The 16,582-nt window shown below is 73.3% G+C and carries 18 protein-coding genes; 13 read left to right on the top strand and 5 right to left on the bottom strand.

Annotation, left to right across the window (positions count from 1 at the left end; translation table 11 throughout):
• Nucleotides 1-134: 134 nt before the first annotated feature.
• The gene (locus ACFW6B_RS15215) at nt 135-314 is read right to left on the bottom strand and encodes a hypothetical protein (RefSeq protein ID WP_386595932.1); all 180 of its coding nucleotides are present in this window, start codon (nt 312-314) and stop codon (nt 135-137) included.
• Nucleotides 315-538: 224 nt separating this feature from the next.
• Between ACFW6B_RS15215 and ACFW6B_RS15210 the strand changes: the two genes are divergently transcribed.
• The 4 genes from ACFW6B_RS15210 (at nt 539) to ACFW6B_RS15195 (ending at nt 4,528) form a co-directional block, all read left to right on the top strand.
• Nucleotides 539-1,756, top strand: coding sequence for an NYN domain-containing protein (locus tag ACFW6B_RS15210; RefSeq protein WP_386595930.1), 1,218 nt, complete (start codon nt 539-541; stop codon nt 1,754-1,756).
• A 147-nt stretch (nt 1,757-1,903) separates the two neighbouring features.
• Entirely contained in the window at nt 1,904-2,878 is a 975-nt protein-coding gene (locus ACFW6B_RS15205) for an ABC transporter ATP-binding protein (protein ID WP_386595974.1), read from the top strand.
• Nucleotides 2,879-2,964: 86 nt separating this feature from the next.
• The gene (locus ACFW6B_RS15200; RefSeq protein ID WP_386595972.1) at nt 2,965-3,786 is read left to right on the top strand and encodes an ABC transporter permease; all 822 of its coding nucleotides are present in this window, start codon (nt 2,965-2,967) and stop codon (nt 3,784-3,786) included.
• A gap of 34 nt (nt 3,787-3,820) precedes the next feature.
• Nucleotides 3,821-4,528, top strand: coding sequence for an AAA family ATPase (locus ACFW6B_RS15195; protein WP_386595928.1), 708 nt, complete (start codon nt 3,821-3,823; stop codon nt 4,526-4,528).
• A gap of 329 nt (nt 4,529-4,857) precedes the next feature.
• On the opposite strand, the gene ybaK is transcribed toward ACFW6B_RS15195, so the two are convergent.
• The 4 genes from ybaK to ACFW6B_RS15175 all read right to left on the bottom strand — a co-directional run bounded on the left by ybaK (nt 4,858) and on the right by ACFW6B_RS15175 (nt 9,004).
• The gene (gene ybaK, locus ACFW6B_RS15190) at nt 4,858-5,355 is read right to left on the bottom strand and encodes a Cys-tRNA(Pro) deacylase (protein ID WP_386595926.1); all 498 of its coding nucleotides are present in this window, start codon (nt 5,353-5,355) and stop codon (nt 4,858-4,860) included.
• Nucleotides 5,356-5,372: 17 nt separating this feature from the next.
• Nucleotides 5,373-6,113 (bottom strand): LON peptidase substrate-binding domain-containing protein, encoded by a 741-nt coding sequence (locus ACFW6B_RS15185; protein ID WP_386595924.1) that lies wholly within the window; start codon nt 6,111-6,113, stop codon nt 5,373-5,375.
• 11 nt (nt 6,114-6,124) lie between these two features.
• Nucleotides 6,125-7,165: a hypothetical protein gene (locus ACFW6B_RS15180; protein WP_386595923.1), complete on the bottom strand. Its 1,041-nt coding sequence runs from the start codon at nt 7,163-7,165 to the stop codon at nt 6,125-6,127.
• Nucleotides 7,166-7,423: 258 nt separating this feature from the next.
• Nucleotides 7,424-9,004, bottom strand: coding sequence for an oxidoreductase (locus ACFW6B_RS15175; RefSeq protein ID WP_386595922.1), 1,581 nt, complete (start codon nt 9,002-9,004; stop codon nt 7,424-7,426).
• A 193-nt stretch (nt 9,005-9,197) separates the two neighbouring features.
• Here ACFW6B_RS15175 and hisD point away from each other — a divergent pair, with 193 nt between their 5' ends.
• The 9 genes from hisD to ACFW6B_RS15130 all read left to right on the top strand — a co-directional run bounded on the left by hisD (nt 9,198) and on the right by ACFW6B_RS15130 (nt 16,469).
• Nucleotides 9,198-10,544, top strand: a complete 1,347-nt coding sequence (hisD, locus tag ACFW6B_RS15170; RefSeq protein ID WP_386595920.1) for a histidinol dehydrogenase — start codon at nt 9,198-9,200, stop codon at nt 10,542-10,544.
• On the top strand, nt 10,541-11,677 hold the full coding sequence (locus tag ACFW6B_RS15165) for a histidinol-phosphate transaminase (RefSeq protein WP_386595918.1): 1,137 nt from the start codon (nt 10,541-10,543) through the stop codon (nt 11,675-11,677). The genes hisD and ACFW6B_RS15165 overlap by 4 nt, the downstream gene beginning before the upstream one ends.
• The gene (hisB, locus tag ACFW6B_RS15160) at nt 11,674-12,267 is read left to right on the top strand and encodes an imidazoleglycerol-phosphate dehydratase HisB (RefSeq protein ID WP_386595916.1); all 594 of its coding nucleotides are present in this window, start codon (nt 11,674-11,676) and stop codon (nt 12,265-12,267) included. Before ACFW6B_RS15165 ends, hisB begins: the two co-directional genes overlap by 4 nt.
• On the top strand, nt 12,264-12,428 hold the full coding sequence (locus ACFW6B_RS15155; protein WP_386595915.1) for a hypothetical protein: 165 nt from the start codon (nt 12,264-12,266) through the stop codon (nt 12,426-12,428). Before hisB ends, ACFW6B_RS15155 begins: the two co-directional genes overlap by 4 nt.
• Nucleotides 12,419-13,066, top strand: a complete 648-nt coding sequence (gene hisH, locus ACFW6B_RS15150; RefSeq protein ID WP_386595913.1) for an imidazole glycerol phosphate synthase subunit HisH — start codon at nt 12,419-12,421, stop codon at nt 13,064-13,066. Before ACFW6B_RS15155 ends, hisH begins: the two co-directional genes overlap by 10 nt.
• A complete protein-coding gene (gene priA / locus ACFW6B_RS15145) occupies nt 13,063-13,788 on the top strand; it encodes a bifunctional 1-(5-phosphoribosyl)-5-((5-phosphoribosylamino)methylideneamino)imidazole-4-carboxamide isomerase/phosphoribosylanthranilate isomerase PriA (RefSeq protein WP_386595911.1) in 726 nt (241 codons plus the stop codon). Before hisH ends, priA begins: the two co-directional genes overlap by 4 nt.
• Nucleotides 13,785-14,201: a RidA family protein gene (locus tag ACFW6B_RS15140; protein ID WP_386595909.1), complete on the top strand. Its 417-nt coding sequence runs from the start codon at nt 13,785-13,787 to the stop codon at nt 14,199-14,201. The genes priA and ACFW6B_RS15140 overlap by 4 nt, the downstream gene beginning before the upstream one ends.
• On the top strand, nt 14,198-14,953 hold the full coding sequence (gene hisF, locus ACFW6B_RS15135) for an imidazole glycerol phosphate synthase subunit HisF (RefSeq protein ID WP_386595907.1): 756 nt from the start codon (nt 14,198-14,200) through the stop codon (nt 14,951-14,953). The genes ACFW6B_RS15140 and hisF overlap by 4 nt, the downstream gene beginning before the upstream one ends.
• A 544-nt stretch (nt 14,954-15,497) precedes the next feature.
• Nucleotides 15,498-16,469, top strand: a complete 972-nt coding sequence (locus ACFW6B_RS15130; RefSeq protein ID WP_386595905.1) for an alpha/beta hydrolase family protein — start codon at nt 15,498-15,500, stop codon at nt 16,467-16,469.
• Nucleotides 16,470-16,582 lie beyond the last annotated feature (113 nt).

Genomic DNA, 16,582 nt, shown 5'->3' with positions numbered 1-16,582 from the left:
GCGGCGAAGGCGGCGGAGGTACGCGGACCCGCACGGCGAAAGCGCCGGAGACACGCAGACGCACCGAGGGGCGCATCCGGAACAGGATGCGCCCCTCGGTGCGTACGCAGGCCTCAACAGCCGGCGCCGCGGCCTCAGTTGTGGCCGAAACGCCTCTGGTGCTTACGGGCAACATCAGCAGGGCTGCCCTGGGCGTGCGACATCGGCGACTGCTGTGCCTGCGCCGCCGACCGCTGTGCCTGCTCCTGCGCGCGCTCGGCCTGCGAGGAGCGGTCGTGCTGGCCGCCCTGCTTGCGATTCTTGTTCTTGGCCATGGTGATCTGCCTCCTGAGGGGGATCTAGGGGCCAGGGCCGCGACCAGATTCACATAGGCTGACAATCTGCGCATTTCGTATAATTACCGTGCGTAATGAGACCTGTCGGCAGGTGCCCCTCCGATCCGCCACGCCGAAGATCGAGTTCCGGCCGTTAACCTCCGCACGGTCGGGCAGACTCCAAGGAAGCCCGAAGCACACCTCCCGGAAAGAGGGTGGACCACGTGGACCGCTGCATCGTCCTGGTGGACGCCGGGTATCTGCTCGGGGCCGCCGCCAGTCTCCTCGCCGGAGAGCCCTCGCGATCCCGGATCACCGTCGACCACACCGCCCTCGTCCAGGGCCTGCGCGAGCGCGCCGAGTCCGACACCGAACGGCCCCTGCTGCGCATCTACTGGTTCGACGGCGCCCCCGACCGCGTCCCGCAGCCCGAGCACCGCAGGCTGCGCGTGATGCCGCGGGTGACGGTGCGCCTGGGCGCGCTGACCCGAAGCGACGGACGGTGGGCGCAGAAGGGCGTGGACGCCGCCATGCACGCCGAGCTGACCGAACTCGCGCGCAACCGCGCCTGCTCCGACATCGTCCTCGTGACCGGCGACGGCGATCTGCTGCCGGGCATGATGGCCGCCAAGGAGCACGGCGTGGCCGTACACCTGTGGGCCGTGCAGGCCGCGGACGGCGACTACAACCAGTCCGAGGACCTGGTCGCCGAGGCCGACGAACGACGGGTGCTCGACCGCGCCTGGATCACCAAGGCGGTCCGCGCCAAGGAGACCGGCGGGATCTGCGCCCCGCCGCCGGTGCCGCGGCCCGAGATCGCCGCCATCCTCTCCGCGCCGCTGCCCGAGTCCGCGCTCGCGGCCGCCACGGAGCGCTCCGCCCAGGAGACCGAGCACCACCAGGCGGCCGACTCGCCGAACGGCACCCAGGAAAGAGTGCCCTCGGCCAAGGGCGTCCCCACCCCGAAGGACCTGGCCGCGCTGCGCGGGCCGGGCGCCCAGCCCGCGCAGCACCCCGCCAACGCCACGCTGCGCTGGTCCTCGGACAAGGGCTGGGTCGACCGTCCCGGCGGCGTCACCGAGTCCCCGGAGGTCGCCGCGCTGCCCACGCTCGCCCAGCTCACCTCCGCGGAGCAGCGCTGGGCGGACCGCGAGGAGGACATCACCACGGTCGGCGGCGACCCCTACGAGGTCGGACAGGTCTTCGCGCGCCGCTGGATGGGGCGCCTCACCGACCCGGGCCATCTGCAGAAGCTGTCGTCGATGTACCCGCGGGTCCCCCACCGGGTGGACGGCGAACTGCTGCGCTACGCCGCCCGCTTCGGCCTGCTCGCGCACAAGGACGACCAGATCGACGAACACGACCGCTACGCGATCCGGGCCGGATTCTGGCGGGAGATCGACGTGCGCACCGCGACGGAGCACGCGCCCGCGGGGGAGTGACCCCCGGCCGGGGACGGGGGCCGAGGCGGTCTCGTCCGGGGCCCGCCGCGGCCCCCGGCGCATAACAGGGCATCGGACCACGTACTCTCGTCCTTCGTGAGTACGCGCACGGCACAGGCAGCACCGACGGGGCACAGGGGCGATGTCGTGTGCGCCGTGCGAGGTCTCACCAAGACCTATCCGGCCGTCCGCGGCCGCCGCGGCACACCGGCCGCACCCGAGGTCAGAGCCACCGACGGGGTACGCCTGGACATCCACCGGGGCGAGATCTTCGGGCTGCTCGGGCCGAACGGCGCCGGCAAGTCCACCCTCGTGCGCCAGCTCACCGGGCTGATGCGTCCCGACAGCGGCAGCGTCGAGATCCTCGGGCACGACATCGTCCGCCACCCCGAGCGGGCGGCACGCATCCTCGCCTACCTCGGGCAGGAGTCCACCGCCCTGGACGAGCTGACCGTGTCCCTCGCCGCCGAGACGACCGGGCGGCTGCGCGGACTCGGCCTCGGCGAGGCGCGGGCCGAGCGGGACGCCGTCCTCGACGAACTGGGCCTGGCCGCCCTCGCCTCCCGCCCCCTGAAGAAGCTCTCCGGCGGACAGCGCAGGCTCGCCTGCTTCGCCGCGGCCCTCGTCGGACGGCGCCCGCTGCTGGTCCTCGACGAGCCCACCACCGGCATGGACCCCGTCGCCCGGCGCGCGGTGTGGGCCGCCGTCGACCGGCGGCGGGTGGAACAGGGCGCCACGGTCCTGCTCGTCACCCACAACGTCATCGAGGCCGAGACGGTCCTCGACCGGGTCGCCGTCCTCGACGAGGGACGGGTCATCGCCTGCGACACCCCGGCCGGGCTCAAGGAGCGGGTCGCGGGCGAGGTACGGGTCGAACTCGTCTGGCGGGAGAACGCCCCGCTGCACGTCCCCGAGGTCGCCGCGCTGCGGGCCCGCGCCGTCGAGTCGGGCCGCCGCTGGACGCTGCGGCTCGCGCCCGACGAGGCCCGCGCGGCCGTGGCCGCGGTCACCGGCGGAGCCGCCTTCGCCGCACTCGACGACTTCACCCTGGCCACGCCGAGCCTGGAGGACGTGTACCTGGCGCTCGGCGGCCACGCGACGCAGGGACTGGTGAAGGCATGAGTGTCCGGGGCGTGGAATCCGTACGGGAGAGGGGCGCCGTACGTGAGCGGAGCAGGACGGCTGCCGACGAAGGGGAGCAGTTCGACGTGAGTGCCGTACCCGCTGGAGTTCTGCCGGGCAGTGCCCCGTCCCTGGCGGAGGACGCCGGCGCTGCCGGGGAACTGGGGCCGCGGGCACGGCTCGCGCCCTCGCTGGCCGCCGTGTACCGGGCGCAGCTCTCCCGGGCCCGCGTCGCGCGGATCCCGCTGCTGTTCGTGGCCACCTTCCAGTCCCTCGGCATCATGATCATGATGCGCGGGGTGGTGGACGGGGGCGCCGAGGCGCAGGCCGTGGTCGCCGGGTCCACGGTCCTGGTCGTCGCCTTCGTCGCCCTCAACCTGCTCGCGCAGTACTTCGGGCAGCTGCGGGCGAGCGGCGGTCTCGACCACTACGCGACGCTGCCGGTGCCGCCGGCGGCCGTGGTGCTGGGTGCCGCCGCCGCGTACGCGTCCTTCACCGTGCCCGGCACCCTCGTCACCGCCGTCTTCGGGTGCCTGCTCTTCGGGCTGCCGCTGGCCCACCTGTGGGTGCTGGCCGCGGTCGTCCCGCTCGCGGGCGCCGCGCTCGCCGGGCTCGGGGCCGCGTTCGGGCTGCTCGCGCCGCGGCCCGAGCTGGCCACCCTGCTCGGCCAGATGGGCATGTCCGCGGCCCTGCTGCTGGGCGTCCTCCCGGCCGACCGGATGCCGGTCCCGGTGCAGTACCTCCGGGACCTGCTGCCCTCGACCTACGGCGTCGACGCGTTCGCCCGCACCTTCGGGGCGCGTCCCGACTGGGCGGCGGTCCTCGGCGATCTGGCCGTCTGCGGCGGTGTCGGGGCGGTCTCCCTGGTCCTCGCGGCCTGGGCCTACCGCCGGGCGGCCGTCCGGTGACGCGGCCGACGACGGGGCCTGGCACGATGGCAGGGTGACCGCTCCGCTGACTCCGCCTCCGCCGCCGCACGAACAGTCCCCCGAGGACCGGCTGCCGCCGCATCCCGACTGGCAGAAACAGCCCGTGCCCGGCTTCCCGGGCCATCCCGTGTACCCGGGCGCGTACGGGGTCTCCTACGGGCAGGACGGACCCGGCATGAGGACCGAAGTGCGGGAGGCCGCCGTGATCACGGTCGCCCTCGCCCTCGCGGGGGCTCTGCTCGGGGTGCTCTGGGCGTGGCTGGCACCCCATGTGCCGCTGGTCTCGGACGGCACCGCGGTGTACATCAAGGACACCGAGGGAGAGCAGGCGGTCGGTGTCGACGGAACCTTCACCCTGCTCGCGCTGGGCTTCGGGGCGCTGAGTGCCCTGGTCGTGTTCCTCGTGCGACGGCGTGGCGGTGTGCCGCTGGTGATCGCGCTCGCGCTGGGCGGTCTGCTCGGATCGCTGCTCGCCTGGCGGGTCGGGATCTGGCTCGGACCCGCGCAGGACGTGGTCGCGCACGCCAAGGCCGTGGGCAAGGGCGTCACGTTCTCCGCGCCGCTGAAGCTCGGGGCCAAGGGCGCGCTGCTGGCGTGGTCCCTGAGCGCCCTGGTGGTCCACCTCGGTCTCATGGCCCTGTTCGGCCCCCGTGACCTCGACCCGTACGAGCAGAAGCCCTATCCGGCCGACGCGCCGCCGCAGGGGCCTCCGGCCGTGTAGGGCCCGGCCCTGACGGCACCGGCCTCGACAGCCCTGCCCGGACCCGTCCTGCCCGGACCCGTCCTGCCCGGACCCGTCCTGTCCGGACCCGCCCGGACGGGACGGGCCCGCACGGGCAGGGCCGGCCGGGTGCCGGGAGAACGGCTGCCGGGCCGGCCCTTGGGCGGGGCGTGGGTCATGCGGGACGGCGGCCGTGGTTCGAGCGGCCCTTCCTGACGCGCCACTTGCGCTTCCGCGTTCTCTTCGACATGCCCCTCGTGCTTAACCGAGGACGCGCCGTCCGTCGAGGGGTCTCGCGGGCGGTACCGCCCTTCGGCGCCGAAAGCCGGTCACGTCCGTCCGACGGGCGCGGACACCGCTTCCGTGAGCTTCGCGAGGTCGTCGGGGGAGAGCTCGACCTCCATGCCGCGGCGGCCCGCCGAGACGCAGATCGTGGTGTGCCCGGAGGCCGAGGAGTCCAGGACGGTACGGAGCCTGCGGCGCTGGCCGAGAGGCGAGATGCCGCCGCGGACGTACCCCGTCGTGCGCTCGGCCGCCGCGGGGTCGGCCATCGCCGCCCGCTTGCCGCCCACCGCCGTGGCGAGGGCCTTGAGGTCGAGGGAGCCCGCCACCGGGACGACCGCGACCACGAGGGCGCCGTCCACGTCGGCCACCAGGGTCTTGAAGACCCGTTCCGGCGACACGCCCATCGCCTCGGCCGCCTCCTCGCCGTAGGACGGGTGGGAGGGGTCGTGCTCGTAGGCGTGGACGGTGAACGGGACGCCCGCCTCCGTCAGCGCCACCGTGGCGGGCGTGCCGCCGGACTGCTTCTTCGCCTTCTTGGCCATCGGTCCTCCCGCAGGCGTCAGTTCAGGCTCGTCGGGCCGCGCGTCAGGTCCGACGCGGGCAACGACGGCAGATTACGGATGATGGCCGTCTCCGCGCGCAGCACCTTCAGTTCCTCGCGCAGCCGGGAGGCCGTGTCGAGGGCCTGGAGCAGCCGCTGCCGGGCCGGGACGTCCAGCATCACGGCGGCGGCGACGAGGTAGGAGACGACCGCCGGCTCGTCCGGCAGGTCTGCGCCGGTCGACAGCGAGCGCTCGCGCGCTCCGGCCAGCCGCTTCTGGTACTGCCTGAAGGCGCGCAGGACGCCCTCGGCGAGCGCGCCCGCCCCGTCGCCCGGGTCCTCCGGCAGTTCCTCGAGCTCGGCCGTCAGGAACGCCCCGGAGGCGTCCACCGACAGCAGTCGCACCCGTGTCGTGCCGGTCGCCAGCACCTCGAAGCTGCCGTCGGCGCGCTCCCTGATGGTCGCCGCGTCCGCGACACAGCCCACCTCGTGGAAGGCGGCGAGCGGGTCGTCCCCGAACCCGGCGGCGGGCCCGCGGTCCGTCACGGCGGTCGCGTCGGGCATGCCGGGAGCGCTGGGCGAGACCTCATGGCCGTCGCGGATGGCGACGACGGCGAATCGGCGGGGTTCGTCCTCGGGCGTCTTGAGCAGATCGCGCATCATGGCGCGATAGCGCTCCTCGAACACGTTCAGAGGAAGCACGAGCCCGGGGAACAGCACCGAGTTCAGGGGGAAGAGCGGGAGCCGGACGGTGGTCACGACGGGAAAGCCTAATGGTCGACGGAGCGGAGGAGTCCGCCGTACCCGATCCGTGGGACCCGGCGGGGGCCCCGGCCCCGCGGCGAAAGCCCCGAGGCGGCCCGCACGCGGACTTCGTCGCGCAGCTCCAGGTACCGGCCGAGCGGGTCGTCGGAGGCCTCGGCCCAGGGGAACGAGGTCACGTACGGGCCGATGAGGCGCACCTGCTCCAGGGCGTCCTGCCAGCGCTCCAGCCGGACCAGGACGTACGCCAGCAGGTTGCGCACCTCGGCGGGCCACGGGTCGGCGGCGGCGTAGGCCGCGGACACCGAGATCGCGAGGTCGGCGGCGGAGTCCAGGCGCTCGCGCGGCACCTCGGGACCGCCGCCCTCGGTCAGGTAGGCGAAGGCCGCGCGCACCGGCAGGGCCTGGACGAGGGAGCCCGGCAGGGCGTCCTGCGCGGCGGGCTCGGCGAAGTCGAAGCACTCGCCGTGCGAGCCGTGCCAGGCGGCGGACAGGTACCGGAGGGCGGCCACGTGACAGCCGTAGTGGTGCGGGGAGCGCCGGACGGCCTGGGCCCAGAGCCGCTCGAACCCGGTGTGCCCGACAGCGCTGCCGCGGGCGTGGTCGAGCGCGATCCGCCACGGCACCGGGTCGCGCGGATCGCCCTCGGCGGCGGACATGATCAGCGGGGTGACCTCACGCAGCAGTTCCACCCGTGCGGGCGACTCCCAGCCGCGGCGGACGGCCAGTTCGGCCCCGACGAGGAGGACGTCCGGGTCGTTCGGGGCCTCGGCCCGCCACCGCCCGAGCCAGGTGTCGCGGGAGCGCGCGAACGCGGCGAGGCGTACGGCGTACCGGTCGCGGTCCTCCCACTCGGCGGACGCGCGGGTGGCGGCCAGCAGTTCGGCCGCGGGGGCGTACTCGCCGCGGGCCGCGGCGACGAGCGCGGGCGCCAGCCGGTGGTCCGGCGCGTCGAGCAGCACCTCCTCGTCGGCCGGCAGTCCGGCGGCGAGGCGTGAGGTGTGCCGTGCCGTCCGGGTGGTACGGAGGAGCGCGCTCAGTAGTGCCATGGTGACGCCCATTGAAAACCGCAGGTCGGAGCTGTGCCAGAGGCGCTTGGTGACGCTTTCGTAAAGCCGTTTGGTTGTGCGCCGCCGGGTCAAGGACGAGTAAAGGAGCGGCTCGCTCCCGGAGCGCGAAGACCGTGTGGAGCGGTCGCGTGAAGCGCGCGTGATCCCTGTGCGGCGGCCGGGTGGCGTCCGGCCCCGGCCCCGGCCGCGGTCCCGGTCCCGGCCGCGGTCCGGCGGCCCGGGGCCGGGTGGCAGGGGTCAGCCGCGGCGCAGCAGCCGGGTCGCGCCGGCGGCCACCGTCGTCGCCAGGATCCAGCCGAGGAGGACCACCACCGCGGCCAGCCACTGCCAGCCGCCGCGCAGTTGCCAGAAACCGGCCTGGCCCAGGTCGATGACCGGCAGCAGCAGGTCCAGGGCGTAGAGCGAGGCGTTCCACGCGGGGCTCCCGCCGTTGTCGACCGGCCGGTGGCCGGCGTGCGCGAAGGCGATCGACGCCGCCGCCCACAGCACCGCCATCCACAGCGCGGCCCGGCCGGGGCGGTACCCGTAGGCGACCGTCCAGTCCTGCGCGTAGCCCCAGAGCTTGGCCGCCGGCGGCAGGGTCTCGCGGCGGCGGCGCTGCTTGGCGAGCAGCACCTCCCGCGCGTCCTCGTCCTCACCGGAGTCGCGCAGCACGGCCGCGAGGCGCTCGTACGGCTCCGGGGCGTACTCGGCGGTGGCCGCCGCCACCCACTCCAGGCGCCGGGCCAGCGGGAAGGCGCCCTGCGGGACCAGGTTCTCGTACGTGAAACCGCCCATGTGCAGGCTGCCGGGACCCGGCCAGCTGGACGCCCGGTCGACCAGGTTGACGATCCGCGCGCCGGACAGCACCACCTTGCCGTGCTCGGGCCGCTCGCCGAGGAAGCGCAGCTCGGGGGTCTGGACCCGCAGCAGCGACAGCTCCTGGTCGTCGGTGAAGGTGAAGAGGGCCCGGTCGAAGTCGACCGCGTCGCCGAAGCGCCCGTCGTCCAGCCGGATCCCGCCCTGGCACTCGAACCGCTGCACCAGGGTGCCGCGCGCGGGTGTGACGCCGCTGGTCATCAGCGGATTGCCGAGGCCCGCGGGGGTCATGTAGAGCGTGCGGTTGACGGTGAGCTGGGGGGCGTTGAGGGCGAGCCGGGCGCAGGGGTCGCCGAGCCTGCTGCCCCGCAGGCTCAGCGACACGCCGACGGTCGCGCCGCGCAGACTCAGTTCGCCGTGCGACTCCAGCATCTCGGCCTGGAGGTCCTGCCCGACGGTCATGCCGTCGCCGGTGATCGAACGCCCCCGCCGGTCCCGGTGGACGACCGCCTGGTTGAGCAGCAGATCCGTGCCGATGTGCGCGTCGGTCAGCCGCACCCCGTTGTGGAAGCGGCAGCGCGGCAGGTGCAGATCGCCCTCGGTGTGCAGCCGGGCCGCCTCCAGCCGGGGCACCGAGCAGTCCACCAGCCGCAGCGTCGTGAACCGGGACTCCGGCAGCAGCACCTCCTTCTCGAACCTGCACCCCTTCAGCTCCACGTACGGCACCACCGTGCCGCCCGCGAGGTCGAGCACACCGGTGATCCGCACGCCGGTCAGCTTCAGGGAGGCGACCCGGCCCTGGAGGGCGGGCGGCCCGTCGAGCAGCAGCCAGGCCACGATCCGGGCCCGGACACTGCGCTCGGACCCCCAGGGATGGCCGCCGTGCGGATCGTCGACGGCCGTGTCCCCGCTGCGCAGGTCGTACGCGCTGCCGTTGCGGAAGGACTGCCACATCCCCGCCTCGGCGGCGGTCAGCTCGTCCGGAAGGTCCCCGGCGCGCGGGTCGGCACCCTCGGTCACGGCACGTCACTTCCTCCCCGGCCCGCTCTCGGGTTCGTACGTCCGTGCAATGCCCGCTCAGTGACCGTCCGAACGCTCCTGGTGAAGGGGATCTTCCGCCGGAATCGGCACCGGCCCGTATCAGCCACTGATACGGGCGGCCGACGCCCCGCCGCCGTCTGAGAGAATTGAGTACGTGCTGCGATATTCCCCGATGGCCCGAATCGATCTGCGCGGCGACGCCCTCCCCGAGGGCCCCGCCCTGCGCGACCTGCTGCCCCGAGCCGACTTCGACGTCTCGGCCGCCCTGGAGAAGGTGCGGCCGATCTGCGAGGCCGTGCATCATCGGGGCGACGCGGCGCTGATCGACTACGCGGAGAAGTTCGACGGAGTACGGCTGGAGTCCGTGCGCGTCCCGGCCCAGGCCCTCGCCGACGCCCTGGAACAGCTCGACCCGGACGTGCGCGCGGCCCTGGAGGAGTCCATCCGCCGCACCCGTCTCGTCCACCGCGAACAGCGCCGTACGACGCACACCACCCAGGTCGTGCCCGGCGGTTCGGTCACCGAGAAGTGGGTGCCGGTCGACCGGGTCGGGCTGTACGCGCCCGGCGGCCGCTCGGTGTACCCCTCGTCCGTGATCATGAACGCCGTCCCGGCGCAGGAGGCGGGCGTCCCCTCCATGGCGCTGGCGTCCCCGGCGCAGAAGGAGTTCGGCGGACTGCCGCACCCGACGATCCTCGCCGCCTGCGCGCTGCTGGGCATCGACGAGGTGTACGCGGCCGGCGGCGCCACGGCCGTCGCGATGTTCGCGCACGGCACCGAGTCCTGCCCCGCCGCCGGCATGGTCACCGGCCCCGGCAACATCTGGGTCGCCGCGGCCAAGCGCTACTTCACCGGCCGGATCGGCATCGACGCCGAGGCCGGCCCGACCGAGATCGCGGTCCTCGCGGACGACACCGCCGACCCGGCGCACATCGCCGCCGACCTGATCAGCCAGGCCGAGCACGACCCGCTCGCCGCCGCCGTCCTGGTCACCGACTCGCCCGCCCTCGCGGACGCGGTCGAGAAGGAGCTGGAGCCGCAGATCGCGGCCACCAAGCACATCGGCGACCGGATCGTCCCGGCCCTGTCCGGACGGCAGTCCGCGATCGTCCTCGTCGACGACGTCGAGGCCGGCCTCAAGGTCGTCGACGCCTACGGCGCCGAGCACCTGGAGATCCAGACCGCGGACGCCGCAGCGGTCGCCGACCGGGTCAGGAACGCCGGGGCGATCTTCGTCGGCCCCTGGGCCCCCGTCTCGCTCGGCGACTACGCGGCGGGCTCCAACCACGTCCTGCCGACCGGCGGCTGCGCCTGCCACTCCTCGGGCCTGTCCGTGCAGTCCTTCCTGCGCGGCATCCACATCGTGGACTACACGAAGGACGCGCTCGCCGACGTCGCCCACCACGTGGTGACCCTGGCGGAGGCGGAGGACCTGCCCGCGCACGGCGCGGCGGTCAAGGCAAGGTTCGTCGGAGACGAACAAATGTCGCGCGGCTGGAAGGTACCCGAGGGCAAGTGACCGGCATCGACGATCTCCCCGTACGGGACGAACTGCGCGGCAAGACGCCCTACGGCGCGCCCCAGCTCGACGTCCCCGTACGCCTGAACACCAACGAGAACCCGTACCCGCTGCCCGAGCCGCTCGTCGAGCGCATCGCGGAGCGGGTCCGCGAGGCCGCCCGCGGTCTCAACCGCTACCCCGACCGGGACGCGGTCGAACTGCGCACCGGGCTGGCCGCCTATCTGACGAAGACCGGCGGGCACCCGGTCGGCGTCGAGAACGTCTGGGCCGCCAACGGCTCCAACGAGGTCATCCAGCAACTGCTCCAGACCTTCGGCGGACCCGGCCGCAGCGCGATCGGCTTCGAGCCGTCGTACTCGATGCACGCGCTCATCGCGCGCGGCACGGGCACGGCCTGGATCTCGGGCCCCCGCGGCGAGGACTTCACCATCGACCTCCCCGCCGCCGAACGCGCGATCGCCGAGAACCGGCCCGACGTCGTCTTCGTCACCACCCCCAACAACCCCACGGGCAACGCGGTCCCGCCCGGGACGGTCCTCGCGCTCTACGAGGCCGCGCAGGCGGCGAAGCCGTCCATGGTCGTGGTCGACGAGGCCTACGTCGAGTTCAGCCACGGCGACTCGCTGCTGCCCCTGCTCGAAGGACGGCCGAATCTCGTCGTCTCCCGGACGATGTCGAAGGCCTTCGGCGCGGCCGGACTGCGCCTCGGCTACCTCGCCGCCCACCCGGCGGTCGTGGACGCCGTCCAGCTCGTCCGGCTGCCCTACCACCTGTCGGCCGTGACCCAGGCGACCGCGCTGGCGGCCCTGGAGCACACCGACACCCTCCTCGGGTACGTGGAGCAGCTCAAGGCCGAACGGGACCGGCTGGTCACCGAACTGCGCGCGATGGGCTGCGAGGTGACCGAGTCGGACGCGAACTTCGTACAGTTCGGACGGTTCGCCGACACCCGCGCGGCCTGGCAGAGGATCCTCGACCAGGGCGTGCTGGTCCGGGACAACGGCGTACCGGGGTGGCTCCGGGTCTCCGCCGGAACCCCGAAGGAGAACGACGCGTTCCTCGACGCGGTACGTGAACTACTGGGCTCTGCGGGCGACGGCCCCGCAACCCCGAAGGAGCAGAGCGCATGAACCGCGTAGGACGCGTGGAGCGGGTGACGAAGGAGACGTCGGTCCTCGTCGAGATCGATCTCGACGGATCCGGCAAGGTCGACGTGTCGACCGGCGTCGGCTTCTACGACCACATGCTCGACCAGCTCGGCCGGCACGGTCTGTTCGACCTCACCGTGAAGACCGAGGGCGACCTGCACATCGACTCGCACCACACCATCGAGGACACCGCCCTCGCCCTCGGCGCCGCCTTCCGGCAGGCCCTCGGCGACAAGGTCGGCATCTACCGCTTCGGCAACTGCACCGTCCCCCTGGACGAGTCGCTCGCCCAGGTGACCGTCGACCTGTCCGGCCGCCCCTACCTCGTGCACACCGAGCCCGAGAAGATGGCGCCGATGATCGGCGAGTACGACACGACGATGACCCGGCACATCCTGGAGTCCTTCGTCGCCCAGGCCCAGATCGCCCTGCACGTGCACGTCCCCTACGGACGCAACGCGCACCACATCGTGGAGTGCCAGTTCAAGGCACTGGCCCGGGCCCTGCGTTACGCCTCCGAGCGCGACCCGCGCGCAGCCGGCATCCTCCCCTCGACCAAGGGCGCACTGTGACAGGCCTTTCCACCGTTCTCATCGTCGTCGGTCTCTTCCTCGCCGGAGGGATCTACTCCTTCGTCAAGCAGGACATGCCGAAGAGCCTCGTCGTGCTGCTCTCCATCGGTGCCGCGATGTGTCTCGTCGCGGGCGTCATGAGGCTGGAGGTGTGGAGTTGAGCGCGTCCAGGAAGGTCGTCGTCTTCGACTACGGCTTCGGGAACGTACGGTCCGCCGAGCGCGCCCTCGCCCGCGCGGGCGCCGACGTCGAGATCACCCGTGACTTCGACACCGCGATGAACGCGGACGGACTGCTGGTGCCGGGCGTCGGCGCCTTCGCCGCCTGCATGCAGGGCCTCAAGGAGGCGCGCGGCGACTGGATCATCGGCCGCCGGCTGTCCGGCGGACGCCCCGTCATGGGCATCTGCGTCGGCATGCAGATCCTCTTCACCCGCGGCATCGAGCACGGCGTGGAGACCGAGGGCCTCGACGAGTGGCCGGGCACGGTCGGCCCCCTGGAGGCCGACGTCGTGCCCCACATGGGCTGGAACACCGTCGAGAGCCCGGAGGGCTCGGAGGCGTTCGCCGGCCTCGACGCCGACGCGCGGTTCTACTTCGTCCACTCCTACGCCGTCCACGACTGGTCGCTGGAGGTCGGCAACCCGCTGCTGCGCGCCCCCCTGGTGACCTGGTCCACGCACGGCAAGCCCTTCGTGGCGGCCGTCGAGAACGGCGCCCTGTGGGCCACCCAGTTCCACCCCGAGAAGTCCGGCGACGCCGGAGCCCAGCTCCTCTCCAACTGGATCGGAACACTGTGAGCAAGCTCGAACTCCTCCCCGCCGTCGATGTCCGCGACGCCCAGGCCGTCCGTCTCGTGCACGGCGAGTCCGGGACCGAGACCTCCTACGGCTCCCCGCTGGAGGCCGCCCTCGCCTGGCAGGGCGCCGGCGCCGAGTGGCTGCACCTCGTCGACCTGGACGCCGCGTTCGGCACCGGCGACAACCGCGCGCTGATCGCCGAGGTCACCAAGGCGATGGACATCAAGGTCGAGCTGTCCGGCGGCATCCGCGACGACGACACCCTCGCCGCCGCGCTCGCCACCGGCTGCACCCGCGTCAACCTCGGCACCGCCGCCCTGGAGACCCCCGACTGGGTCGCCAAGGTCATCGCCGAGCACGGCGACAAGATCGCGGTGGGCCTCGACGTCCGCGGCACGACGCTGCGCGGCCGCGGCTGGACCCGCGACGGCGGCGACCTCTACGAGACGCTGGCCCGCCTGGACTCCGAGGGCTGCGCCCGCTACGTGGTCACCGACATCGCCAAGGACGGCACGCTCCAGGGCCCGAACCTGGAGCTCCTGCGAGGCGTGTGCGCGGCGACCGACCGCCCGGTGGTCGCCTCCGGCGGGGTGTCGTCGCTGGACGACCTGCGGGCCATCGCCGAACTCGTGCCGCTCGGCGTCGAGGGCTCGATCGTCGGCAAGGCCCTGTACGCCAAGGCGTTCACCCTGGAAGAGGCGCTGGCGGCGGTAGCCCGGTGAGCGCCGTACGCCGCCTTTCGACCGGCTCGCCGTCGGAGGAGACCTTCGGGTACTCCCGCGCGGTGGAGCTGCCGAACGGCCTGGTGCTGGTGTCCGGCTGCAGCTCGATCGTCGACGGCGACGTCGTCGAAAGCGGCCCCTACGAGCAGACGGTCAACGCCTTCGGCGTCGCGTTCGCGGCCCTGGAGCGGATCGGCCTGAGCCGTGAGGACGTCGTCCGCACCCATATGCACATCACCCATGCCCGGGACGTCGAGGAGGTCGGCCGCGCCCACAAGGCGCTGTTCGACGGCATCCGCCCCGCCGCCTCCATGATCATCGTCGAGGGTCTGGTGGACCCCCGGCTGGTGGTCGAGGTCGAGGTGGAGGCGTTCCGGACGCAGAACACGGAGCGGGGAGAAGAGCGGTCATGACCCTGGCGGTCCGAGTGATTCCCTGCCTGGACGTGGACAACGGCCGGGTCGTCAAGGGCGTCAACTTCCAGAACCTGCGCGACGCGGGCGACCCCGTCGAGATGGCGAAGGTGTACGACGCCGAGGGAGCCGACGAGCTCACGTTCCTGGACATCACCGCGTCCTCGGGCAACCGTGAGACCACCTACGACGTGGTGCGCCGCACGGCCGAGCAGGTCTTCATCCCGCTGACGGTCGGCGGCGGCGTCCGCACCGCCGAGGACGTCGACAAGCTGCTGCGGGCCGGCGCCGACAAGGTCGGCGTCAACACGGCCGCCATCGCCAGGCCCGACCTCATCCGGGAGATCGCGGAGCGGTTCGGGCGGCAGGTGCTCGTGCTGTCGGTGGACGCGCGCAGGACCGAGGGCGGCTCCTTCGAGGTGACCACCCACGGCGGACGCAAGGGCACCGGCATCGACGCCGTCGAGTGGGCGCACCGGGCCGCCGAGCTGGGCGCGGGCGAGATCCTGCTCAACTCGATGGACGCCGACGGCACGAAGGACGGCTACGACATCGAGATGATCGAGGCCGTACGCAAGCACGTCACCGTCCCGCTGATCGCCAGCGGCGGCGCGGGTCGGCTCGACCACTTCCCGCCGGCCGTCGGGGCGGGCGCCGACGCGGTGCTGGCCGCGTCCGTCTTCCACTTCGGCGACCTGCGGATCGGCGAGGTCAAGGAGACCCTGCGCGGGGCGGGGCATCCCGTCCGCTGACGGTCCTGGCCGGGGGCCTTCGCGCCGTCGGTGTTCACGCCGGTGGCCGCCGCGGGCGGGTACGGCTCACGTCACGGCCCGCACCCGGGCGGCCTTCGCCCCGCCCGGGTGCGGGCCGTTGCCGCGTCCCGGGGAGCGACGGGACGGTGTCCCGTGGGGCGAGTGGGCCGTGTTCCGCGGGGCGGCGCGGTCTCGCCGGGGCGGCCCGGTCCGTGCCACAGCCCCGCGGGGCGGGCGTGGTCGTGTGCCGGGGACGCCCGCCGGCGGGAGAGGGCCGTCCGCCGCCGGACGGCGGAGCCCTGTTCCGGGGAGGCGGAGCGGGGCGCGGAGCCGGGGCGCGGAGCGCGGATGTCGTGGGGCGTCCGCACGGCCGGTGATTCTGCCGATGTACGGGACGGGTCCGGGGCGGACAGTTGCCAGCGCAACCACCGAGACGGACCCCGCCGTTTCGTGGCGTACGCCATCCGGTACCCCATGCCAGGGCGGCGCCTCGACCGCGGCGCGGGTCCGTCCTCCCCCTCCCCACCGAGAGGACGCACCCGCCGTGCAACAGCCGAACCGCGCACTCCCCGTCGGACCCGAACCGTCCCCCCGCAGGCCGCACCGGCTCACCAGCCGTCTGGTACGGGCCGGCCTCGCGGTGCTCCTGGCCGCGGGCGGCCTCGTCGCCGCGCAGGCCACCGGGGCGCAGGCCGTCGTCGGGGCACGGTCCGCCTCGGCGGAGGCCGCCGCGAACCCGTACGAGCGCGGCCCCGCCCCCACGAACGCCAGCATCGAGGCGTCCCGTGGTTCGTACGCCGTCTCCACCACCTCCGTCTCCGCCCTGTCCGTGAGCGGCTTCGGCGGAGGCACCATCTACTACCCGACCTCGACCGCCGACGGCACCTTCGGGGCGATCGCCGTCTCGCCCGGGTACACCGCCTACCAGTCGTCCATCGCCTGGCTCGGGCCCCGGCTCGCCTCCCAGGGGTTCGTGGTGTTCACCATCGACACCAACACCACCCTCGACCAGCCCGACAGCCGCGGCCGGCAACTGCTGGCGGCGCTCGACTACCTGACCCAGAGCAGTTCCGTGCGAACCAGGATCGACAGCAGCCGGCTCGGCGTGATGGGCCACTCGATGGGCGGCGGCGGCACGCTGGAGGCCGCGAAGAGCCGTCCCTCGCTCCAGGCGGCGATCCCGCTCACCGGCTGGAACCTGGACACCACCTGGCCGGAGATCAAGACGCCGACCCTGGTCGTGGGCGCCGACGGCGACACGATCGCACCGGTCGCCACGCACTCCCAGCCCTTCTACGCGACCCTGCCGAGCACGCTCGACAAGGCGTACCTGGAGCTCAGGGGCGCCACCCACTTCACGCCCAACAGCTCGAACACGACGATCGCGAAGTACAGCATTTCGTGGCTCAAGCGGTTCATCGACAACGACACCCGCTACGAGCAGTTCCTCTGCCCGCTGCCGCAGGCGTCCCTGACGATCGCCGAGTACCGGGGCAACTGCCCGCACACCTCCTGACCCGCACCGCACGGTCCGGTCCGTGCGTGGGTGACGGCCGCCGTTCCCCGGCGGCCGTCATCCGTGCGTCCGGGGGAGCGGCATCTGCGTATCCGGGGGGAGCGGCGCCTGTG

This window comes from Streptomyces sp. NPDC058751 (assembly GCF_042746485.1).
In the GTDB taxonomy this organism is placed as follows: domain Bacteria; phylum Actinomycetota; class Actinomycetes; order Streptomycetales; family Streptomycetaceae; genus Streptomyces.
Note: the sequence above shows the minus strand (reverse complement) of the source record. Positions and strands in the feature narration are given on the sequence as shown.